General features: G+C 65.9%; 20 protein-coding genes. 13 read left to right on the top strand and 7 right to left on the bottom strand.

The features are described 5' to 3' along the window. Window positions 1-43: 43 nt before the first annotated feature. A complete protein-coding gene (locus CJ028_RS16390) occupies window positions 44-880 on the bottom strand; it encodes an exodeoxyribonuclease III (protein WP_105036291.1) in 837 nt (278 codons plus the stop codon). A gap of 65 nt (window positions 881-945) precedes the next feature. Between CJ028_RS16390 and CJ028_RS16395 the strand changes: the two genes are divergently transcribed. Both CJ028_RS16395 and CJ028_RS16400 read left to right on the top strand, forming a co-directional pair. Beyond that, window positions 946-1,992 carry a TIGR03557 family F420-dependent LLM class oxidoreductase gene (locus CJ028_RS16395; protein WP_439099056.1) on the top strand — a complete coding sequence of 349 codons (1,047 nt, stop codon included), beginning with the start codon at window positions 946-948 and terminating at the stop codon, window positions 1,990-1,992. Between the two features lie 48 nt (window positions 1,993-2,040). Further along, the gene (locus tag CJ028_RS16400; protein WP_105036371.1) at window positions 2,041-2,829 is read left to right on the top strand and encodes a coenzyme F420-0:L-glutamate ligase; all 789 of its coding nucleotides are present in this window, start codon (window positions 2,041-2,043) and stop codon (window positions 2,827-2,829) included. Here CJ028_RS16400 and CJ028_RS16405 read toward each other — a convergent pair. Beyond that, window positions 2,826-3,176 (bottom strand): hypothetical protein, encoded by a 351-nt coding sequence (locus CJ028_RS16405; RefSeq protein WP_105036292.1) that lies wholly within the window; start codon window positions 3,174-3,176, stop codon window positions 2,826-2,828. The two genes, CJ028_RS16400 and CJ028_RS16405, sit on opposite strands and share 4 nt — an antisense overlap. Window positions 3,177-3,297: 121 nt before the next feature. Here CJ028_RS16405 and cofC point away from each other — a divergent pair, with 121 nt between their 5' ends. Beyond that, window positions 3,298-3,966 carry a 2-phospho-L-lactate guanylyltransferase gene (cofC, locus tag CJ028_RS16410; RefSeq protein WP_105036293.1) on the top strand — a complete coding sequence of 223 codons (669 nt, stop codon included), beginning with the start codon at window positions 3,298-3,300 and terminating at the stop codon, window positions 3,964-3,966. On the opposite strand, the gene cofD is transcribed toward cofC, so the two are convergent. The 4 genes from cofD to CJ028_RS16430 form a co-directional block, all read right to left on the bottom strand. After that, a complete protein-coding gene (cofD, locus tag CJ028_RS16415; protein WP_105036294.1) occupies window positions 3,963-4,967 on the bottom strand; it encodes a 2-phospho-L-lactate transferase in 1,005 nt (334 codons plus the stop codon). The genes cofC and cofD overlap by 4 nt on opposite strands. After that, entirely contained in the window at window positions 4,964-5,743 is a 780-nt protein-coding gene (locus CJ028_RS16420; RefSeq protein ID WP_105036295.1) for an ABC transporter ATP-binding protein, read from the bottom strand. Before CJ028_RS16420 ends, cofD begins: the two co-directional genes overlap by 4 nt. Continuing rightward, window positions 5,734-6,750, bottom strand: a complete 1,017-nt coding sequence (locus tag CJ028_RS16425; protein ID WP_105036296.1) for a putative F420-0 ABC transporter permease subunit — start codon at window positions 6,748-6,750, stop codon at window positions 5,734-5,736. The genes CJ028_RS16420 and CJ028_RS16425 overlap by 10 nt, the downstream gene beginning before the upstream one ends. Window positions 6,751-6,844: 94 nt before the next feature. Beyond that, the gene (locus tag CJ028_RS16430; protein ID WP_105036297.1) at window positions 6,845-7,840 is read right to left on the bottom strand and encodes a putative F420-0 ABC transporter substrate-binding protein; all 996 of its coding nucleotides are present in this window, start codon (window positions 7,838-7,840) and stop codon (window positions 6,845-6,847) included. A gap of 173 nt (window positions 7,841-8,013) precedes the next feature. On the opposite strand from CJ028_RS16430, the gene fgd reads away from it, so the two are divergent. Continuing rightward, on the top strand, window positions 8,014-9,018 hold the full coding sequence (fgd, locus tag CJ028_RS16435; protein ID WP_105036298.1) for a glucose-6-phosphate dehydrogenase (coenzyme-F420): 1,005 nt from the start codon (window positions 8,014-8,016) through the stop codon (window positions 9,016-9,018). Window positions 9,019-9,038: 20 nt separating this feature from the next. Here the strand turns inward: fgd and CJ028_RS16440 are convergent, their stop codons facing one another. Next, complete coding sequence (locus tag CJ028_RS16440; RefSeq protein ID WP_105036299.1) at window positions 9,039-10,406, bottom strand: aminotransferase-like domain-containing protein; 1,368 nt, start codon at window positions 10,404-10,406, stop codon at window positions 9,039-9,041. 153 nt (window positions 10,407-10,559) lie between these two features. Here CJ028_RS16440 and CJ028_RS16445 point away from each other — a divergent pair, with 153 nt between their 5' ends. The 9 genes from CJ028_RS16445 to CJ028_RS16485 all read left to right on the top strand — a co-directional run bounded on the left by CJ028_RS16445 (window position 10,560) and on the right by CJ028_RS16485 (window position 20,666). Beyond that, window positions 10,560-11,414: a nitrilase-related carbon-nitrogen hydrolase gene (locus CJ028_RS16445; protein ID WP_105036300.1), complete on the top strand. Its 855-nt coding sequence runs from the start codon at window positions 10,560-10,562 to the stop codon at window positions 11,412-11,414. A gap of 78 nt (window positions 11,415-11,492) precedes the next feature. Next, window positions 11,493-12,926, top strand: coding sequence for a dihydropyrimidinase (gene hydA, locus CJ028_RS16450; protein ID WP_105036301.1), 1,434 nt, complete (start codon window positions 11,493-11,495; stop codon window positions 12,924-12,926). Window positions 12,927-12,935: 9 nt separating this feature from the next. Continuing rightward, a complete protein-coding gene (locus tag CJ028_RS16455) occupies window positions 12,936-13,952 on the top strand; it encodes a TIGR03842 family LLM class F420-dependent oxidoreductase (protein WP_105036302.1) in 1,017 nt (338 codons plus the stop codon). Window positions 13,953-13,956: 4 nt separating this feature from the next. Further along, entirely contained in the window at window positions 13,957-14,913 is a 957-nt protein-coding gene (locus tag CJ028_RS16460; protein ID WP_105036303.1) for an ABC transporter permease, read from the top strand. After that, window positions 14,910-15,752, top strand: a complete 843-nt coding sequence (locus tag CJ028_RS16465) for an ABC transporter ATP-binding protein (protein WP_105036304.1) — start codon at window positions 14,910-14,912, stop codon at window positions 15,750-15,752. Before CJ028_RS16460 ends, CJ028_RS16465 begins: the two co-directional genes overlap by 4 nt. After that, window positions 15,749-16,519 carry an ABC transporter permease gene (locus tag CJ028_RS16470; protein ID WP_105036305.1) on the top strand — a complete coding sequence of 257 codons (771 nt, stop codon included), beginning with the start codon at window positions 15,749-15,751 and terminating at the stop codon, window positions 16,517-16,519. The genes CJ028_RS16465 and CJ028_RS16470 overlap by 4 nt, the downstream gene beginning before the upstream one ends. A gap of 44 nt (window positions 16,520-16,563) precedes the next feature. Beyond that, on the top strand, window positions 16,564-17,700 hold the full coding sequence (locus CJ028_RS16475) for an ABC transporter substrate-binding protein (protein WP_105036306.1): 1,137 nt from the start codon (window positions 16,564-16,566) through the stop codon (window positions 17,698-17,700). Window positions 17,701-17,816: 116 nt separating this feature from the next. Then, a complete protein-coding gene (locus tag CJ028_RS16480; RefSeq protein WP_105036307.1) occupies window positions 17,817-19,139 on the top strand; it encodes an aspartate aminotransferase family protein in 1,323 nt (440 codons plus the stop codon). A 27-nt stretch (window positions 19,140-19,166) separates the two neighbouring features. Continuing rightward, window positions 19,167-20,666, top strand: a complete 1,500-nt coding sequence (locus tag CJ028_RS16485) for a CoA-acylating methylmalonate-semialdehyde dehydrogenase (protein ID WP_105036308.1) — start codon at window positions 19,167-19,169, stop codon at window positions 20,664-20,666. The last annotated feature ends 47 nt before the right edge of the window (window positions 20,667-20,713 follow it).

The raw sequence follows: 20,713 nt of genomic DNA on the forward strand, positions 1-20,713 counted from the left end.
CGGGGACAGGTGCCGTCTGTGTCTGTGTGGCCGGCTGCAGGGTTTAGAAAATCATTGGGCGGTCGTCGTCATCACCGCCGAGGTCGAGGTCGACGAGCACCGGAACGTGGTCGCTCGGGGCGTCGCCCTTGCGTTCGTTGCGGTGGATGCTGGCATCCGTTACCAGGTCGGCGAAGGCGGGCGAGCCGAGGATAAAGTCGATGCGCATGCCCTCGTTGCGTGGAAAGCGCAGCTGCTTGTAGTCCCAGAAGGTGAATCCTTCGGGCACGATCGGCCGCACGACGTCGGTCAGTCCTGCCCGTTCGAACGCGTCGAACGCCGCCCGTTCCTCGGGTGAGATGTGGGTGGACTGGCCAGGCACGAAGCTCGGGTCGCCCATGTCTTCGTCGCGTGGGGCGACGTTCCAGTCGCCCATCATAGCCAGGGCGAGCGCGGGGTGCCGGCGAAGTTCCTCGGCCGTGTGGGTCTGGAGCGCCTTCAGCCAGGCCAGCTTGTAGGCGAAGTGCGGGTCGCCGAGGGCGCGGCCATTCGGCACGTACAGACTCCACAGGCGCAGGTCGTTGACGGTCACGCCGAGGGCGCGGGCCTCGAGCGGCTGATCGGGGCCGGCCGACCCCTTCTGAAAGCCGGGCATATTCGGAAAATTGGTAACGACATCCGTCATCGGTTCTCGGCTCGCAAACGCCACACCATTCCACTGGCTCAGGCCGTGAATGGCGAGGTCGTAACCGGCATCTTCGAACGCCTGCGACGGAAACTGCTCTGGCTTGCACTTGATCTCCTGCATGGCCAGAACGTCGATGTCCTCGCGTTCCATCCAGTCGACGATTCGCCCGGAGCGGGCACGAACGGAGTTAACGTTCCAGGTGGCAATGCGCATGCCACCAGCCTATAAGGAGTGAAGCGGATGCCGCCGCCGCGGTATCGAAAGCGGCTCGCGCCGTGTTGCGATTGAATGGGTACAACAATCTCGAGCGCGGAAAGGTCACAGTGACGGAGTTGCAAATTGGCTATGCGGCCATGTTGGAGCAGTTCCCACCGGCCGAAGCGGTCGCACTCTCGGCCTACGCCGAGCAGCACGGTTTCACCGGTGTGATGGCGGCCGACCACTTTCAGCCCTGGGTTCCGGCGCAGGGGCAGTCGAGCTTCGTCTGGAGCGTGCTCGCCTCGATCGCCGAACGCACCACGGGCAATTTCGGCCCTGGCGTGACCGCCCCGACCTTTCGATGGCACCCGGCCATGGTGGCCCAGGCCTCGGCGACGCTCGCTTCGATGCATCCCGGCCGCCACTGGCTGGGACTGGGCAGCGGTGAAGCCCTGAACGAACACATCGTGGGCGGCTACTGGCCAGAGGCTCCCGAGCGCATCAACCGCATGTTCGAGGCCATTGAGATCATCTCCAAGTTGTTCGCCGGTTCCCTGGCCGGCCGGGACGTCAAACACACCGGCCAGTTCTTCAAGCTCGAGTCGACCCGGCTGTGGACCATGCCGGCGGTTGCCCCGGAGATTCTGGTCGCCACCGCCGGCCCGGTCACAGCCAAACGCGCCGGCCGGCTGGCCGACGGCCTGATCACGGTCGGCGCCCCGCTGGAGAAGATCTCAATGCTGTTCGGCAAGTTCGACGACGGTGCTCGCGAGGCAGGGAAAGACCCTTCGACGATGCCCAGGGTGCTACAGCTGCACCTGAGCTGGGCTGAGACGGACGAAGAGGCGATGGCCAATGCGCTGCACGAGTGGCCGAACGGCGGCATGCGATTTCCGAAGAGCGACATCCGTTCACCGTTTGAGTTCGAGCAGCTGGCCAAGCTTGTGCGCCCGGAGGATTTCGAGGGTCGCATGATCATCTCGGCCGACCCCGACGAGCACCGCCGATACATTCAAAGGTTCGTCGACCTCGGGTTCGACCGAATCTACCTGCACAACGTGGGCCGCAACCAAAAACAGTGGATCGACGTCTTCGGCGCATCCGTTCTACCGAAACTGGTGCGCTAGATGCCACACGATTCGCTGCCCGACGCGGCCACCGCCGAAGTGGGTGCCATGGAACTGTTCGGCCTCAAGGTGTTCACCCTCGGTGGTTTCGGGGAGATCGCTGCTGGCGATGACCTCGCTGCCCTGATCAATGAGGCCGCGCAGTCGCGCCTGGTCGACGGCGACATCGTGGCGGTGACCAGCAAGATCGTCTCCAAGGCCGAGGGACGCGTCGTTCAGGCCGCCGACCGCGAACAGGCGATCACGGACGAGACCGTGCGCGTCGTGGCGTCGCGGGCGCACCCGGGCGGCGTCACCCGCATCGTCGAGAACCGGCAGGGCCTGGTCATGGCCGCGGCCGGCGTCGACACCAGCAATGCGCCCGAGGGTGTGGTGCTGCTGCTGCCGGTCGATCCGGATGGTTCGGCGCGCGCGATCTGCGCTGCCCTCCGGGAGCGCACCGGGTTGCGCCTCGGAGTGCTGATCACCGACACCGCCGGGCGCCCCTGGCGGGAAGGCCAGACCGATATCGCCATCGGCGCGGCCGGGCTCGCCGTGCTCGACGACCTGCGCGGCACAACGGATGTCTCGGGTCGCCGCCTCGACGTCACCGCCGCGGCGGTCGCCGACGAGATCGCCGGCGCCGCTGATCTGGTCAAGGGCAAGACCAGCGGCAACCCGGTCGCCGTAATTCGGGGGCTCGGCCGACTGGTCGGCGAGCTGGACGCAGCCGGCGCTCGGGCGCTACAGCGACCGAGTGACACGGACATGTTTCGACTCGGCACGGCAGAGGCGCGCGCTGAAGGGTATGGCGAGGGGTTTGTTGCCGGGTTGGCTGCAGCGGCTGGGAAGAGCTAGATCGAGATGGTGAGGGCTTGAATCAGGCCACTCTCGGCGTCGAGCTCGAAGCGGTAGTTCAGGTCGACACTGCGGCCCGGAAAGTTGCCCTCGATGCGGTTGACGACGGTCGTCGACGACTCGTCCTTCTCGGTGCGGAGCTGGGTGGTCGTGTACTCGAATTCGGCGGCGCTGCCGGAGAGCCAGGCGGTGATGGCCGTTTCGCCCGTGTAGGTCTTGCCGTCATCGACGACGACCGCATTCTCGGTGAAGGTCGTTCCGGCGGAGGCGGGCTTCGCGCTGGCGCTGCGTTCGAGGTAGGTCATGATGGCCATCGGCAACGTGCGGGACTGAGTGGTGAGTGACATGGAACCTCCTGGGCCGTTCAAACGAACGTATTCGAGTCGACGGATATTGCAGTCGACCCTTGAGGCTACCGCGCGCCGGGTTGCGGCACAGGGCACGAACGCTGCTGGTACCGTTTGGCAGATGGAAGAATACCCGGGTGCCGGCCATGAAGCGTCGCCTTCGGCCGCACCGTCCTGGGTGGTGGTGGTTCCGGTGAAGGGAAGCGCAGAGGCGAAGAGCCGACTCGGTGCTGGGCTCGAGCGGGCGGCGCTCGCCGATGCGTTCGCGCTCGACACGGTGGCGGCGCTGGTGGAAGCATCCGCTGTGGAGCAGGTATTCGTGGTGACCGCGAGTGCGCGTCTGGGCGCGCTGCTCGCTGGGCTCGGTGCGGTCATCGTGTCGGAAACGCCGAGCGCTGAAACGGGGCATGCCCGGTTGAACGCGGCGATCCTGCGGGGCCTGGCTGCCACTCGGCTGGCGTATCCCCGAGCGAATCTGGCCGTGATGACCGGGGATCTGCCCGCCCTGCGCCCGGCCGACCTGGAGAAGGCGTTTGCACTCGCCGCAGTGCACTCACGCTCGATGGTGGCCGATGCCGACGGTGTGGGTACGACGACCCTGTTCGCCCGTGCAGGAGTCACGGTCACACCGCGGTTCGGTCTCGGCTCTCGCGCCGCGCACGAGGCCGACGGACACGCGGTGCTCGACCTGTCGCCGACGTCGTCGCTGCGGCGCGACGTCGACACCGCGGCCGACCTTGACGCGGCGCGCCTGATCGGGCTCGGGCCGCACACGAGCGCGCTGCTCTAAGAGACGGCCGCGAGAGCCAATACGGCGGCAGCCATAGCGGTCGTCGCGGGCAGGTCGGTCATCCACAACGGCACAGCAGCAGAGCGGATGCCGGCGGCCGCGAGAGCTGGCAGCGCTGCGGCATCCGTTTCGTCGATGAGCCAGGCATCGAGGAGGCCGCCGCTGCCGTCGGCGCCCGCGGCGCGAGTGCCATAGTGCAGGCCGACGGCGAGCGCACTGGTCTCGACGCCGATGGCGTGCAGGCAGGCATCGGCCATGCCGCGCACCGCCGCGCCACCGATGATCGGGGACACCCCGACGACTCGCGCACTGGTGGAACGCAGGGCTTCGCGCACGCCCGGTACGGCCAGGATCGTGCCGACCGACACGACCGGGTTCGACGGTGGCAGCACCACGAGGTCGGCCTCGGTGATGGCTGCCAGCACACCGGGAGCGGCGACCGCGTCGGCCAGCCCACGCTGCTCGAACCCGGTGATCGCAACTCGAGCGCGGTAACGCACCCACCATTCCTCAAAGTGAATATAGTCGCCCGCGGCGTGCTCGTCGATATTCTCGGCGAGGCATACGTGGGTTTCCACCGGCTGGTCGCTCATCGGCAGCAGGCGTACTCCTGGCTGCCAGCGGCGGCACAGAAATTCCGTGGCCTGTGAGAGCGTTGAGCCGTTTCGGAGCAGGTCGGTGCGCACAATGTGCGTCGCCAGGTCGAGGTCGCCGAGGGTGAACCAGGACCAACCCCGACCGTAGGCGGCGATCTCAGCTGACGCGCGGCGGGATTCTTCGGGGCGCCCCCAGCCCTGCTCCTCATTGATGCCGCCGCCAAGCGTGTACATGACCGTGTCGAGATCGGGGCAGATGCGCAGCCCATCGAGCCACATGTCATCGCCGGTGTTCACGATCACCGTCACCGCTGCATCCGGGGCGGCCAGGGCGAGGTGCGCGAGCAGCCCGCGAGTGAAGCGGGCACCGCCGACACCGCCAGCCAGCACCGTCACTCGCTTCATGCCGACACCGCCGCGGAATAGACGATGACCGGATGCCCGCCGCGCGGATGCTCCAGAATGAAGCAGTCCACGCCATAGACGGCGCCGATGATCTCGGGGGTGAGCACCTCGGCGGGCGTGCCGGAGGCCACGAGCAGACCGCCATCGAGCAACAGAATGTGGTCGCAGTACGCCGCCGCGAGATTGAGGTCGTGCAGGGCCATGATGGCGCTCACCCCGAGCTCGCGCACCTGTCCAAGCAGCGAGAGCTGGGCGCTCACGTCGAGGTGGTTGGTCGGTTCGTCGAGCAGCAGCAGGCTCGGTTGCTGAGCCATAGCCCGGGCAATCTGCACGCGCTGCTGCTGTCCGCCGCTGAGCGTGTGCCACAAACGGTCGGCGAGCGATAAGGCGCCGACCGCCTCGAGGGCGTCGCGAGCGACGGCGCGATCCTCGTCACCGCTGAACGAGCCCATGAGTTTGGTGCGGTGCGGAATGCGCCCGAGGAGTGCGACTTCGAGCACGGTCAGTTCAACGCTCGGCGCCGCATTCTGTTCGAGCAGGGCGATGCGCCGGGCAGCTTCGCGCCGGGACAGCGACCCGACCGAGACGCCGTCGAGGGAAACAGTGCCGGCATCCGCTTTGTCGATGCCGGCCACGAGGCGCAGCAGGGTGGACTTGCCGGCGCCGTTCGGCCCGAGCAGACCCGTGACGGTGCCGGTGGGCAGCGACGCCGAGACGCCCCGCAGAATCCTGGTGCCGTCGATCGAGAACGACAGCCGGTCGAGGTCTACGCCCACAGGTGCGACTTCCTTCTCTTGATCAGCAGAATGAACACGGGCACGCCGATGAACGCCGTGATGATGCCAACGGGCAGCTCGCGCGGGTCGAACACCGTGCGGGCGAGCGTGTCGGCGATGACCAGGAACAGCCCGCCACAGATGGCAACGAGTGGCAGCAGTCGGCGGTGTCCTGGCCCGCTCACTCCGCGCACGAGGTGCGGCAGAATGAGCCCGATGAAACCGATCGATCCGCTGACGGCCACCATGGCGCCGGTCAGCAGGGCCACCGATCCGAGCAGCGCCCAGCGGGTGCGGTTGACGTTGATGCCGAGGCTCGCCGCCGAGGTATCACCGAAGGCGAAGGCGTCGAGCCGGGTCGCCGACAAGAGGATGCCCGTGCCTACGACGAAAACGGCTGTCGCTGCGATCGCGACGCTCTCCCAGGTGGCGCCGGCCACCGAGCCGAGCAGCCAGTTGAGAATCTCTCGGTAGGAATCGCCCTTGGCTGCCCAGAAGATGATGAACGAAGTCAGCGCGCCGGCCAACTGTGCGATGGCCAGCCCCGCGAGTACCGCCCGCACCGGGGTGATCGTGCCGCCGACCTTCGCGATGCTCAGCGTCGCCATGAGGGCAAGCAGCGCGCCAAGAAAAGCGGCGGCGGGCAGCGCAAAGCCGATGCCGAGAATGACCACGCAGACCGCGCCAACAGATGCCCCGCTCGACAAACCCAGCAGGTACGGGTCGGCGAGGGGGTTGCGTGTCACGCTCTGCATCACCGCGCCACTGAGCGCGAGCCCAGCGCCGACCAGCGCGGCGGTGAGCACCCGTGGCAGCCGCAGCTGCCAGACGATCGAATCGACGAGAACCGGGACAGGTTCGCCCAAGAGCCCGAGGTGCGCGCCGATGCTGCCCGCCACCTGCCCGAGGCTCACGGCTGCCGGCCCGATGGTAACTGCGACCCCGCACACGAGAACGAGCGCCGCGGATGCCGCGACCAGCCACCCGAGGTACCTGCCCCGAGTCACTCGAGCCTCCGCCAGGCTCGCGAGAGCGGGAAATTCGCTGCTTCAACCGTGCTGAAGCAACATTTTTCCCGCTTTCGCGACCAGGGGGAGGGGGTCACTCGTTTAGGTCGGCTAATTGCGTGATTGTCGAGGATGCCGCCTCGACGTTGCGCAGGCCGGCCTCGGTGGAGGCAAACGGCAAAATGATGTAGCGCTGGTTCTGCACGGCATCGAGCACCTGGGTAGCCGGGTCCGATTCGAGGTGGGCGATCTTCGCGGCGGCGGTGTTCCAGGTGGCGTCGACCAGCACGATGACGCTCGGGTTGGCTTCGATGATCGATTCCCAGCCCACCGAGGTCCAGGTATCACTGACATCGGCGAAGATGTTGGTGAGCCCGGCGGCCTCCATGATCATTTCCGGTGAGCCGATGCCGGCGCCCACGTAGGGGGTGGTGGTGCCGCTGGAGTACCAGAGTGCCGTGGTGGTTCCGGCGGTAGGCTCCAGGCCGGCGAGGTCGTCGTTCAGGGTGCTGACCAACTCGGCGGCGGCGGGCTCGACACCAAAGATGGCGCCGGCTTCCTCGATCTCGGTGAACACCGAGTTGAAGGTGAGCGGGTTCGGCATGAAGTCGCCCTTGCAGGCAGCCGGTGAGACATAGCTGCCGACGCCGAGCGCCGTCAGGGCGTCGCGTTCGCCCACACCGTCGGCGCTGAAGTTGGATTCCCAGCCGCCGTAGATGAAGTCGGGGTTCAGGCCGAGTACCGCCTCCTGGCCGGGCAGAAAGTCGCTGATCACGTTGAGGTCGCCGCCGGCAGCGGCAAGCGACTCCGGCAGCGGACCGTCGAGAAAAGCCGAGCCGACGATGCGGTCGCCGAGGCCGAGCGCCAGCAGCAACTCGGTCGTCGAGGACTTGATCGACACGATCCGCTCGGGCGCCTTCGTCACCGTGAGGCTCGTGCCGCAATTCTCCACGGTGACCGGGTAGCTAGCGGTTGCGCCGGTGGAAGAGGAGTGGGTGGCGGCCGGGGTTGCGGCGGCGGCGCATCCGCTGAGCAACAGGGCGGCGCTGGCGGCCACGCCGAGAGATACAAAACGGGAATGACGCTGCATGCAGAACCTCATAATTTTGGGCGCGGGAGACTGGATTGTCCAGAGACCTGCTGCCCAAATCGAGGCAAGCTCAACCAATAACATCTAATTGGTGGTCAGGAACACCGTAGCAGGGACCGGCCAGTGCAAACATTGAGTCAGTGCAAACATTGACTACCACAAGAGGAGAGCGCATGTTGAAGCTGGGACTAAAAGCGTCGGCGGAGCAGTTCGCACCACGAGAATTGGTGGAGCTCGGCGTCATGGCCGAGGAGCACGGGCTCGACAGCGTGACCGTGAGTGACCATTTTCAGCCGTGGCGGCACGAAGGCGGCCACGCACCCTACGCGATGGCCTGGATGGCCGCGGTCGGCGAGCGCACCAAACGGGTGCAGATCGGCACGTCGGTGATGACCCCCACCTTCCGCTACAACCCCGCCGTGCTGGCCCAGGCCTTCGGAACCATGGGCTGCCTGTACCCCGGGCGCATCATGCTCGGTGTCGGAACGGGCGAGGCCCTCAATGAGATCGCCACGGGCTATCAGGGCGAGTGGCCCGAGTTCAAGGAACGATTTGCGCGCCTGCGTGAGGCCGTCAACCTCATGCGGCAACTGTGGACCGGCAAGCGCATCGACTTCACGGGTGAGTACTATTCCACTGTCGGCGCCACCCTCTACGACATTCCGGATGCCCCGGTGCCGGTGTATATCGCGGCCGGTGGCCCCGTCGTGGCCCGCTATGCCGGCCGTGCCGGCGACGGTTTCATCTGCACCTCGGGTAAGGGCATGGAGCTTTACACCGAGAAACTGCTGCCGGCCGTCGCTGAGGGCCTCGAGAAGGTGGGGCGCCCGCAGGACGACATTGACCGCATGATCGAGATCAAGATCTCCTACGACACCGACCCGCAAGCCGCACTGGAGAATACCCGGTTCTGGGCCCCGCTGTCACTCACGCCCGAGCAGAAGCAATCCATTCACGACCCGCTCGAGATGGAGGCCGCCGCCGATGCGCTCCCGATCGAGCAGGTCGCCAAGCGCTGGATCGTCGCCTCCGACCCCGACGAGGCCGTGGCGCTGATCAAGCCCTACCTGGACGCGGGCCTCAACCACCTGGTCTTCCACGCCCCGGGCCACGACCAGAAACGTTTTCTCGACCTGTTCGAGCGCGACCTGGCCCCGCGGCTGCGCCAGCTGGGCTGAAGCCGGGCAAACGAGACCGACTACGACCAGCGCGCACCGACCGAGTGCACGGCCGAATCAAGCGGATGCGCCGCAGCGGCGAGGGCTTCGGCCACCGGACGGATGTCGTCGGGCAGGGCGCCGGCGGTCACCCGAATGAACGCGGGGCCACCCTCCACGGCCTGGAACGGCGAGCCGCCGGCCACGCGAATGCCGGACGCGGCGAGCCGCACCAGGGCATCACGCTCGTTCTGCACGGGCAGCCAGGTATTGATGCCGTCGGCCTGCACCACGACGAGCCCGAACTCGGCCAGGGCGTCGGCGAGGGCACGCTGGCGGGCGAAATAGATGCGGCGCGCCTCGCTGACCTGCGCCATGCTCTCGCCGTTGGTGAGCAGGTCGTGCAGAATCGTCTGCAGCATGCGGCTAGTCCAGCCGGGGCCGAGCATGCGCCGCGACACGATCGGGTCGATGAGTGCGGCCGGGCCGCCGAGCGCGGCCATGCGCAGGTCGGGGCCGTGCGACTTGGAGAAGCTGCGCACGTGCAGGGTGCGTTCGGGCAGCCAGAGTCCAAGACTCACGTCGGGGGCGATGCTGATCTCCGCAGAGTGGTCGTCTTCGATCACGATGGTGTCGGCGCTCGCCGCAGTGCTGTGCAATAGCCCGGCCAGCTCCTCTGCCCGGTGCGCGGTCATCGAGGCGCCGGTCGGGTTCTGCGCGCGCGGTTGCAGCAGTACGACGGCCGGGCCGAGCTTGAGGGCCGCGGCGAAGTCGGCCGGAATGATGCCGTGCTCGTCGACGGCCACCGGCAGGCGTTCCAGGCCGAGCTGGTCGAGCAGATCGAAGAACGGTGGAAACGACGGGTTCTCCACGATGACGCGGTCGCCGAACCGCGCGACCGCATCGAGGCTGCGCGAGATGGCGTCGAGGGCGCCGTCGACGATGGTGACGGTTTCGACCGGGTAGGGCCACGAAGCCCGCAGCACCTCGAGCAGCTCCGGAATGATCGGGAGGTCCTGATAGCTCGGCGTCACCGCGCGCTGCGCTACCCGGGAGAGCGCAGGTCCGAGCGCCGGCAACAACTTCGGGTCGGGAGTGCCGCGCGAGAGGTCGAGGCGGGCCGGACCGACCGCGCCGATCATGGACTGGCTGCGGGCGGGCAGCCACTTGGGCGCGGCATCCTGAACGAAGGTGCCGCCCCGACCACGCGACACGATCAGGCCGACCGCGGAGAGCGCCCGCCAGGCATGACTGACCGTGGCCGGGCTCACGCCGAGGTCACCGGCCAGCACCCGCACCGTCGGCAGACGGTCGCCTGGCACGAGGCGACCGCTCGCGATCAATCGGCCGATGGCCGCGGCAATCCCCGCCGGTGTGCGCTGCTCGATTTCAGCGATAAAGTTCTGCATTGCTCTTGCCCCAAGGTGCCGTGGACGACAGGATGATTAATGCGTGCGATACACAGAGAAACACATTTGAAATGTTTACGTCAAATAATAACAATACGAACAGCGCAGTTCGTAGCGACCCTTGACTAACGAAAAGCAAGTGGAAGGCACAGCATGAACAGTCAGATCGTTCGAACCGCCATCACCCAGGCCACCTGGACCGGCGACGAAGAATCCATGATTCAAAAACACGAAGGCTTCGTGCGCACCGCGGCTGCCCAGGGCGTGCAGGTGATCTGCTTTCAGGAGCTCTTCCACGGCCCCTATTTCGGCATCGTGCAAGATGCCAAGTACTACGACTACGCGCAGGCCGTGCCCGGCCCCATCGTCGAGCGCTTTCAAAAGCTCGCGAGCGAGTACAAGATGGTCATCGTCGTGCCCATGTACGAAGAAGAACAGCCCGGCGTGCTCTACAACACCGCTGCGGTCATCGACGCCGACGGAACTTACCTCGGCAAGTACCGCAAACACCACATCCCCCACCTGCCGCAGTTCTGGGAGAAGTTCTACTTTCGTCCCGGAAACGCCGACTACCCGGTCTTCGACACCGCGTACGGCAAGATCGGCGTGTACATCTGCTATGACCGCCACTTCCCGGAGGGCTGGCGTGCCCTCGGCCTGAACGGCGCCGAGATCGTGTTCAACCCCTCGGCCACCAAACCCGGCCTGTCGAACCGACTGTGGGAGCTCGAGCAGCCGGCTGCCGCTGTCGCCAACCAGTACTACGTCGGCGCGAACAACCGTATCGGCAACGAAGAGGCGGAGTTCGGCGATGAGGCCGTCACCTTCTACGGCAGCTCGTACTTCGTCGACCCCAAGGGCAACTACGTGGGCGAGCGAGCCTCGACCGACACCGAGGAGATTCTCGTGCGCGACCTCGACCTCGGCGTGATCCGCGAGGTGCGCAACTCCTGGCAGTTCTACCGTGACCGTCGCCCCGACTCCTACGAGCCCCTCGTCGCCCCTTAAAGCGCATAGAACGGATGCTGTCGACCGACCCGGCCGACAGCATCCGCTACCCCTGACACTTTCAGCGAAGAGGATGCCATGAAGACTTTGATCAAGAACGGCACCGTGGTCAACGCCACGGGCCGAGGACTCGCCGATGTGCTCATCGACGGCGAGAAAATTGCCGCGGTGCTCGCACCCGGCTCGACCCTGCTCGGCTTCGACGTGGCGGGCAACGTTGACCGCGTCATCGACGCCGGGGGCAAGTACGTCATTCCGGGCGGCATCGACGCCCACACCCATCTGGAGATGCCGTTCGGCGGCACCCAGGCCAGCGACACCTTCGAAACCGGTACCCGCGCTGCCGCCTGGGGCGGCACCACGAGCATCGTCGACTTCGTCGTGCAGTACGCCGGCGAAGACGTGCTGGAGCGTTATGCCGCCTGGCAGCAGAAGGCCGCCGGCCAGTGCGCCATCGACTACGGCTTTCATCAGATCCTCTCCGACGTGCAGGACAGCTCGCTGACCGCGATGGACAAACTCGTCGACGAGGGCGTCTCGAGCTTCAAACTGTTCATGGCCTACAAGGGCGTGTTCCTCAGCGACGACGGCCAAATCGTCAAGGCCATGCAGCGCGCCGCCACCAACGGCAGCATGATCATGATGCACGCCGAGAACGGCAGCGTCATCGACCTGCTCGTGCAGCAGGCGGTTGCCGCCGGCAACACCGGCCCGCTCTATCACGGCCTGACCCGACCCTGGCAGGCCGAAGAAGAGGCCACCCACCGGGCCATCATGCTTGCCAACCTCACCGGCGCTCCTCTATATATAGTGCACGTGTCGGCGAAGCAGGCCGTGGACCAGATCGCGCAGGCCAGAGACAATGGCCAGAATGTGTTCGGCGAGACCTGTCCGCAGTACCTCTACCTCTCGCTCGAGGACAACCTCGGTGCCGAGAGCGACGAGTGGGGCCGGTTCGAGGGCGCCAAATGGGTCTGCTCCACGCCGCTACGGGCTAAGGCCGAGGGACACCAGCACCACATGTGGCAGAGCCTTCGCACAAACGACATCCAGATGGTCTCCACCGACCACTGCCCGTTCTGCATGAAAGGCCAGAAGGACTTAGGGCTGACCGATTTTTCCAAGATTCCCAACGGCATCGGCTCGGTCGAACACCGCATGGACCTCTTGTACCAGGGCGTCGTCGACGGCAAGATCTCGCTCGAACGCTGGGTCGAGGTGTGCTCAACGACCCCGGCGCGCATGTTCGGCATGTATGGCCAGAAGGGCGTGATCGCGCCCGGCGCCGACGGCGATGTGGTCATCTACGACCCGAACGGGCACACGTCTATTGGGGTGGGAAAGTCCCACCACATGAACATGGACTACTCGGCCTGGGAAGGCTATGAGATCGACGGCCACGTCGACACCGTCATCTCCCGCGGCAAGGTCGTCGTCGACGATCACGCCTACCTCGGCACCAAGGGTGACGGCCGTTTCATCAAGCGCGGCCTGAGCCAGTACCTCATCTAAGGGGACGACATGGATTTCGGCGCAGTACTTCAGACCAACCCGCCGTCGGCGCGCACCGTGCAACTGGCCAAATTGGCCGAGGCACACGGGTTCAGCCACGTCTGGACCTTCGACTCGCACCTGCTCTGGCAGGAACCCTACGTGATCTACAGCCGCATTCTGGCCGAGACCAGCAGAATCATCGTCGGCCCCATGGTAACCAACCCGGCCACCCGGGACTGGACCGTGACGGCATCCACTTATGCGACCCTCAACGAAATGTACGGCAACCGCACCATCTGTGGCATCGGGCGCGGCGACTCCGCGGTGCGCACCACCAACGGTGCCCCGACCACACTGAAGACCCTGCGCGAGTCGATCCACGTCATTCGCGAGCTCGCCAACTCTCGCCCGGTGGAATACAACGGCGCCACGGTGCAGTTTCCGTGGAGTCGCGGCTCCAGCCTGGAGATGTGGGTCGCGGCCTACGGCCCGCTCGCGCTCAAGCTCGCCGGTGAGGTGGGCGACGGCTTCATCCTGCAGATGGCCGACCTCGACGTGGCCAAGTGGATGATCGAGAGCGTGCGTACCGCAGCCTCCAACGCCGGCCGCGACCCGATGGAGATCAAATTCTGCGTCGCCGCCCCCGCCTATGTCGGTTCGGACTGGGAGCACATGCGCAACCAGTGCCGCTGGTTCGGCGGCATGGTCGGCAACCACGTGGCCGACATCGTGGCCAAGTACGGCGTCGATTCCGCGGTTCCGAAGGCACTCACCGACTACATCAAGGACCGTGAGGGCTACGACTACAACCAACACGGTAAGGCGGGCAATGAGCACGCCGCGTTCGTGCCAGACGAGATCGTCGACCGGTTCTGCCTGCTCGGCACGGCGAAAGACCACATCGAGAAGCTCGAGGCGCTCAAAGACCTCGGCGTCGACCAGTTCGCCGGCTACCTGCAGCATGACAACAAGGAAGAAACGATGCGCGTCTACGGCGACACCGTGATTCCAGCGCTGACCGACGCCATTACGGCTAAGAAATAAGCGGATGCCGACGACCAGCGAGCAGGCCGCGCCACTTACGCGCGGCGCGCTCGGAGTGGCTAAAGCGCGCCAGCCCGGGCGTTCCGGCGTGCACCCGCGCTTGCGTGGTGGCCTTTTCGGTCTGGCCGGCCTCGCGCTGCTCGCCCTCATCTGGGAGCTCTACAAAACGCTCGGACCGGTCGACGGTGTCGTCATTGGCACGCTCACCGTGCTTCCGCGAACGAGCGATCTCGCCATGCCGCACCTCTGGGTCATGTTCGAGCGACTGTTCGAGCCGGTGACCGGCGCGGCATCCGCTCTGCCGCTGTGGCAGGCGGTGCTGGCCGGTTCGCTGTTCACCCTGGGAATCGCCGCAGTCGGCTGGCTGGTTGGCGTGACCGTTGGGCTCGCGCTTGCCCTGCTCATGCAGCGCTTTCGCCTGGCCGAGTCAATGATTCTGCCCTGGATCATTCTGAGCCAGACCGTGCCGCTGATCGCGATCGCCCCGCTGGTTCGACGCTGGGGCGCGCAGATCCAGTTCGGCGAATTCACCTGGGAAAGCTGGATGTCGGTGGCCATGATCGCCTCCTACCTCGCGTTCTTCCCGGTGTCGATCGGCGCCCTGCGGGGCCTCGCCTCGCCCGACGCCAACCACGTCGACCTCATGCACTGCTACGCAATCGGCTGGTGGAAGACGCTCTGGCGGCTGCGCCTACCGGCCAGCGTCGGCTACCTGCTGCCAGCCCTGCGCCTGGCTGCGGTCAGCGCGGTCGTCGGCAGCGTCGTGGCCGAAGTGTCGATCGGGCTGCGCGGCGGCATCGGTCGGCTCATCGTGGAATACGCCGGCGCGGCCGGCAACGACCCGGGCAAGCCCTGGGCGCCCATCTTCGGTTCGATCCTGGTCGGCCTCGTCGCCGCCGGTTTTGTGGGCCTGATCGGCCTGTTCCTTCGTCGTTTTCGCAGGGGAGAGGTGTCAGCATGACCAACACAACGAGTGTGCCTGCTGTTGATGTACACAGTGTCAGTCGCATCTTCGCCGCCCGCAAGGGCCCCGGCGTCACCGCCCTCGACGATGTGAGCCTCACGGTCGCGCCCGGCGAGTTCGTCAGCCTGATTGGGCCAAGCGGATGCGGCAAGAGCACGCTTTTGAGACTGGTCGCCGACCTCGACGTGCCCACCAGCGGCAGCATCGAGGTGTTTGGCAAGCCCGCGCGGCGGGCACGCATCGACCAGTCCTACGGCATCGCTTTTCAGCAGGCCGGCCTGCTGCCCTGGCGCACGGTTGCCGGCAACATCGAGCTGCCGCTCGAACTGCACGGAGTGGGTAAGGCGGCCAGGCGGGGGCGCGCCGCCGAACTCATCGCGCTGGTCGGGCTCTCGGACTTCGCCAGCCACTACCCGGACCAGCTCTCCGGCGGTATGCAGCAGCGTGTCGCGATCGCCCGTTCGCTCGCTGAAAGCCCGAGCCTGCTGCTCATGGACGAACCCTTCGGCGCCCTCGACGAGATGACCCGCGAGCGCATGCAGAACGAACTCGTGCGTATCTGCGCCGAAACCCAGGCGGCCGTGGTTTTCGTCACGCACTCCATTCCCGAAGCGGTGTTTCTCTCCAACCGGGTGGTGGTCATGTCGCCGCGGCCTGGGCGCATCCGTTCTATTGTGAGCGTGGGACTTGGCGATATGAGCGGCCGGGGCGAAGACCTGCGCGAAGATGAGGGCTTCTTTCGCTCCCTCAGCGAGGTGCGCGACCTGCTGCACGGCGATGAAGCGGCCGGGGCTGGCCACAACCAGGCCGGCGCTCGCGGAGTCGAGACGCGATGAGAACCGCCCAGCCGGGGCTCGTTCAGACCGTCCTCGCCCCGATCGTGTTCGGGGTTGCCGTCATTTTGCTCTGGCAGGGCCTGGTCACCGGGCTGGCGATCAAGGCGTTCATTCTTCCGGCCCCGTTTGCGATCGGCGCCGAATTCGCCGGCAATCTGAACAATGTCGCCGGGGGAATGGTGGTCACCGGCCGTAACTCGCTGATCGGCCTCGTCATCGGTGCCGTGCTCGGAATCGCGCTGGCGATCGTGGCGGCGCTCGCGCGCCTGCTCGATGAGATGGCGGCGCCCATCGTCGCCGCCCTCTCGGTGGTGCCGATCGTGGCGCTCGCGCCGGTGCTCTACACGATGTTCGGCGCCGGCGCCGAGACCGCCCGGCAGCTGGTCGCTGCGCTTGCCGTGTTTGTGCCGGTCTACTTCAACACCCTCAAGGGCCTGCGCCAAGTGCGTCCGGTGCACCGCGACCTCATGCGTGCCTACGCCGTCACCGGTTGGCAGGCCACCCGGGCGGTCACCCTGCCCACCGCGTTGCCCTACGTCTTCACCGGCCTGCGCGTGGCATCCTCGCTCGCCGTAATCAGCGCTCTGATCGCCGAATATTTCGGCGGACCGGTCGGCGGCCTCGGCAAATCGATCACGTCAGCCGCGTCGAGCAGCAACTACGGCCTGGCTTGGGCCTACGTGCTCGGCTCGATCATTCTCGGACTTGCTTTTTACTGCGCAGCTCTCATCGTTGAGAAGCTCGTCACCCGCCGTTCCGGCGGCTAGACCACCACCCCACCACACACAGCACCAGCAACCAAGGAGGCACCATGAAACACCGCATTACATGGCTTGGCGCAATCACCGCCGTCGGCGCGCTCGTTCTCTCCGGCTGCAGCACGGCGAGCACTGCTCCCACAACGGATGCCGCTGGCGATCTCACCCCGATCACCCTGCAGCTGCAATGGTTCGCGCAGGCCCAGTTCGCTGGCTACTACGCCGCTCTCGACCAGGGTTACTACGAAGACGAAGGCCTCGACGTGACCATCGACGAGGGTGGCTCCGACATCGTGCCGCAGGATGTACTCGCCGCCGGCGACGCCGACTACGCCATCTCCTGGGTGCCCAAGGTGCTCGGCTCGATCGAGCAGGGTGCCAACATCACCGACGTCGCCCAGATCTTCGAACGCAGTGCCACCACCCAGATCTCGCTCAAGGACAAGGACATCACGACCGCGGCCGACCTAGCGGGCAAGAACGTCGGCAGCTGGGGCTACGGCAACGAGTGGGAGCTGTTTGCCGGCATGCAGAAGGCCGACGTTGAGCTCGGCGACATCAACCTCATTCAGCAGGCCTTCGACATGACCGGATTCCTCGCCGGCGATATCGATGCTGCCCAGGCCATGACGTACAACGAGTACGCCCAGGTTCTGGAAACCATCAACCCCGATACCGGCAAGCTGTTTCAGCCCGATGAACTCAACGTTATCGACTGGAACGATGAGGGCACCGCGATGCTGCAGGACTCCATCTGGGCCAACGCCGACAAGCTCGAAAGCGACTCGGACTACGCCGACAACACGGTGAAGTTCATCAAGGCGTCGATCAAGGGCTGGATCTACGCGGCCAACAATCCGTCCGAAGCGGCCGGCATCGTCACGGCCGCCGGTTCGACCCTCGGTGAGAGCCACCAGCTGTGGATGACCAACGAGGTCAGCAAACTCATCTTCCCGTCGACCAACGGCGTCGGAATGATCGACGAAGCGGCCTGGGCCAACACGGTCGATATCGCCATGAACACCAAGAATGAGACCGGCGCGACCATCATCACCACCGAACCACCGGCGACGGCGTACTCGAATGAATACGTGACGAAGGCGCTCGACGAGCTGAAGGCCGAGGGCGTCGACGTTATGGGCACCGACTGGAAGCCCACCGAGGTCACCCTCAACGAGGGCGGCAACTAGCTGCTGCACCACTGGATGACCGGCCGGGCGGCTCCAGGCGGGCCGCCCGGCCCACAATCTTTCCGATTTCCGAATCCCTGTTCCACCCACCACCACAGAGAAAGCCAGCGATATACGTGACTGACACCAGCACACAAACTCTCAACGCGCACACCAGCGAACTCGACCGGGCGCACGTGTTCCATTCCTGGTCGGCACAGGCGAAGCTTGCGCCGCTCGTCATCGCCGGCGGGTTGGGCTGCCGCGTCTGGGATCATGACGGACGCTCGTATCTCGACTTCTCGAGTCAGTTGGTGAACGTGAACATCGGCCATCAGCATCCGGCCGTGGTGCAAGCCATCACCGAGCAGGCCGCTCTGCTGACGACCATCGCGCCGTCCACCGCCAACCTGGCCCGCGGCGAGGCGGCCAAGCGCATCACCGACCGTGCCCCGGTCGGTTTCAACAAGGTCTTCTTCACCAACGGTGGAGCGGATGCGAACGAAAACGCCATGCGCATGGCCCGCGTACACACCGGCCGCGACAAGGTGCTCTCCCTCTATAAGTCGTACCACGGCAACACCGGTGCGGCCATCGTGGCCACCGGCGACTGGCGCCGCATTCCCAACGAGTATTCGCGCGGCCACGTGCACTTCTTCGGCCCGTTCCTCTACCGCAGCGAATTCTGGGCGACCAGCGAGGCCGAGGAATGCGCTCGCGCGCTGCACCACCTCGAACGCGTCATCCAGGGCGAGGGCGTGGCCTCGGTTGCGGCCATTCTGCTCGAATCCATTCCGGGGACCGCCGGAATCATGATGCCGCCGGCCGGCTACCTGCCCGGAGTGCGCGCACTGTGCGACAAGTACGGCATCAAGCTCATCCTCGACGAGGTCATGTGCGGCTTCGGCCGCACCGGCCACTGGTTCGCCTTTCAGGCGTACGACGTCGTGCCCGATCTGATCACCTTCGCCAAGGGTGTCAACTCCGGTTACGTGCCCACCGGCGGCGTGATCATCTCCGATGCCATCGCCGCCACCTTCGACGAGACGGTCTTTCCCGGCGGACTCACTTACAGCGGGCATCCGCTCGCGATGGCGTCGATCGTCGGCGCACTCGACGCCATGGAGGCCGAGGGCATCGTCGAGAACGCCGCTCGCATCGGACGCGACGTGCTCGAGCCGGGCCTGGAAGCCCTACAGGCCAAGCACCCGATCATCGGCGAAGTGCGCGGTGTCGGCGTGTTCTGGGCTCTCGAGCTCGTCGCCGACCCGTCGACCCGCGAACCGGTGAGCGCCGCGGTCATGGCCCGGGTGAAGGCCGAACTGCTCGGCCGGGGCCTGCTGCCGTTCCTGATGGAGAACCGTATCCACGTCGTGCCGCCCTGCGTCGTCACCGACGCTGAGGTGGCCGAAGCGCTCGCCATCTACGACGAGGTGCTCAGCCTCGACCTGCTCGCTTAATCCCTCCAACCACTAAGGACCTTCACAATGACTGACATCCCCACTATTCAGCACTACATCGACGGCAAAGCTGCCGCTGGCACCTCGACCCGCACCGCGCCCGTTTACAACCCGGCCACCGGCAAAGTCGCCAAAAACGTGCTGCTGGCGAGCACGGCCGACCTCGACGCAGCCGTCGCGGTCGCCCAGGCCGCCTACCCGGCCTGGCGCGACACGAGCCAGGCCCGCCGCCAGACCATCATGTACAACTTTCGCGAGCTGCTGAACGCACGGAAAGGCGACCTGGCCGATATTCTCACCGCCGAACACGGCAAGGTCACCTCCGACGCGCTCGGCGAAATCATTCGCGGCCTCGAGGTCGTCGAATTCGCCCTCGGCATGCCGCACCTGACCAAGGGCGAGTACTCCGAAAACGTCTCGACCGGCGTTGATGTCTACTCGATTCGCCAGTCGCTCGGCGTCGTGGGCATCATCAGCCCGTTCAACTTTCCGGCCATGGTGCCACTCTGGTACTTCCCGATTGCGATCGCGGCCGGCAACACCGTCGTGCTCAAGCCGAGTGAGAAGGACCCTTCGGCGTCGAACTGGCTGGCCGAGCTGTTCACGGAGGCCGGCCTGCCCAATGGTGTGCTCAACGTCGTGCACGGCGACAAAGAGGCCGTCGATGCCCTGCTGGTGAACCCCGACGTGCAGGCGATCTCCTTCGTCGGTTCCACCCCGATCGCCCGCTACATCTACGAGACCGCTGCCAAGAACGGCAAGCGTGTGCAGTCCCTCGGCGGTGCGAAAAACCACATGCTGGTTCTGCCAGACGCCGATCTCGAGTTGACAGCGGATGCCGCAGTGAATGCCGGTTTCGGATCCGCCGGTGAGCGCTGCATGGCCATCAGCGTCATCGTGGCCGTCGAGCCGGTCGCAGACGAACTCATCGCCAAGATTGCCGAACGCGTCAAGGGCCTCACCGTCGGCGACGGCACGCGCGGCTGCGACATGGGCCCGCTGATCACCCAGGTGCACCGCGACAAGGTGGCCGGCTACATCGACATCGCTCAGGCAGACGGTGCCGACGTCGTCATCGACGGCCGCGACATCACGGTGGATGGTGACGCCGACGGCTTCTGGCTCGGCCCGACCCTGTTCGACAAGGTCAGCGTCGACTCGGCCGTGTACCTCGACGAAATCTTCGGCCCGGTGTTGTCGATCGTGCGCGTGGCCAGCTACCAAGCGGGCCTCGACCTCATTAATGCGAGCCAGTACGGCAACGGCACCGCGATCTTCACCAACGACGGTGGGGCCGCTCGCCGGTTCCAGAACGAGGTTCAGGTGGGCATGGTCGGCATCAACGTGCCGATTCCGGTGCCGGTCGCATACCACTCCTTCGGCGGCTGGAAGAACTCGCTGTTCGGCGACGCCAAGGCCTACGGCCCCGCCGGAGTGAACTTCTACACCCGAGAAAAAGCCGTCACCAGCCGCTGGCCGGATCCCAGCCACGGAGGCATCAACCTGGGCTTTCCCCAGAACAACTAGCTCCCTATCTCGCGAGAGCGGGAAAAGTGTTATTTCAGCATGGCCGA

It is taken from the genome of Cryobacterium aureum (genome assembly GCF_002954245.1).
Lineage (GTDB): Bacteria > Actinomycetota > Actinomycetes > Actinomycetales > Microbacteriaceae > Cryobacterium > Cryobacterium aureum.

Excerpts from the sequence above, each read along its gene's own strand:
- CJ028_RS16390 (WP_105036291.1), bottom strand. The coding sequence starts at position 880 with ATGCGCATTGCCACCTGGAACGTTAACTCCGTTCGTGCCCGCTCCGGG.
- CJ028_RS16400 (WP_105036371.1), top strand. The coding sequence starts at position 2,041 with ATGGAACTGTTCGGCCTCAAGGTGTTCACCCTCGGTGGTTTCGGGGAG.
- CJ028_RS16405 (WP_105036292.1), bottom strand. The coding sequence starts at position 3,176 with ATGTCACTCACCACTCAGTCCCGCACGTTGCCGATGGCCATCATGACC.
- cofC (WP_105036293.1), top strand. The coding sequence starts at position 3,298 with ATGGAAGAATACCCGGGTGCCGGCCATGAAGCGTCGCCTTCGGCCGCA.
- cofD (WP_105036294.1), bottom strand. The coding sequence starts at position 4,967 with ATGAAGCGAGTGACGGTGCTGGCTGGCGGTGTCGGCGGTGCCCGCTTC.
- CJ028_RS16430 (WP_105036297.1), bottom strand. The coding sequence starts at position 7,840 with ATGCAGCGTCATTCCCGTTTTGTATCTCTCGGCGTGGCCGCCAGCGCC.
- fgd (WP_105036298.1), top strand. The coding sequence starts at position 8,014 with ATGTTGAAGCTGGGACTAAAAGCGTCGGCGGAGCAGTTCGCACCACGA.
- CJ028_RS16440 (WP_105036299.1), bottom strand. The coding sequence starts at position 10,406 with ATGCAGAACTTTATCGCTGAAATCGAGCAGCGCACACCGGCGGGGATT.
- CJ028_RS16445 (WP_105036300.1), top strand. The coding sequence starts at position 10,560 with ATGAACAGTCAGATCGTTCGAACCGCCATCACCCAGGCCACCTGGACC.
- hydA (WP_105036301.1), top strand. The coding sequence starts at position 11,493 with ATGAAGACTTTGATCAAGAACGGCACCGTGGTCAACGCCACGGGCCGA.
- CJ028_RS16455 (WP_105036302.1), top strand. The coding sequence starts at position 12,936 with ATGGATTTCGGCGCAGTACTTCAGACCAACCCGCCGTCGGCGCGCACC.
- CJ028_RS16460 (WP_105036303.1), top strand. The coding sequence starts at position 13,957 with ATGCCGACGACCAGCGAGCAGGCCGCGCCACTTACGCGCGGCGCGCTC.
- CJ028_RS16465 (WP_105036304.1), top strand. The coding sequence starts at position 14,910 with ATGACCAACACAACGAGTGTGCCTGCTGTTGATGTACACAGTGTCAGT.
- CJ028_RS16470 (WP_105036305.1), top strand. The coding sequence starts at position 15,749 with ATGAGAACCGCCCAGCCGGGGCTCGTTCAGACCGTCCTCGCCCCGATC.
- CJ028_RS16475 (WP_105036306.1), top strand. The coding sequence starts at position 16,564 with ATGAAACACCGCATTACATGGCTTGGCGCAATCACCGCCGTCGGCGCG.
- CJ028_RS16485 (WP_105036308.1), top strand. The coding sequence starts at position 19,167 with ATGACTGACATCCCCACTATTCAGCACTACATCGACGGCAAAGCTGCC.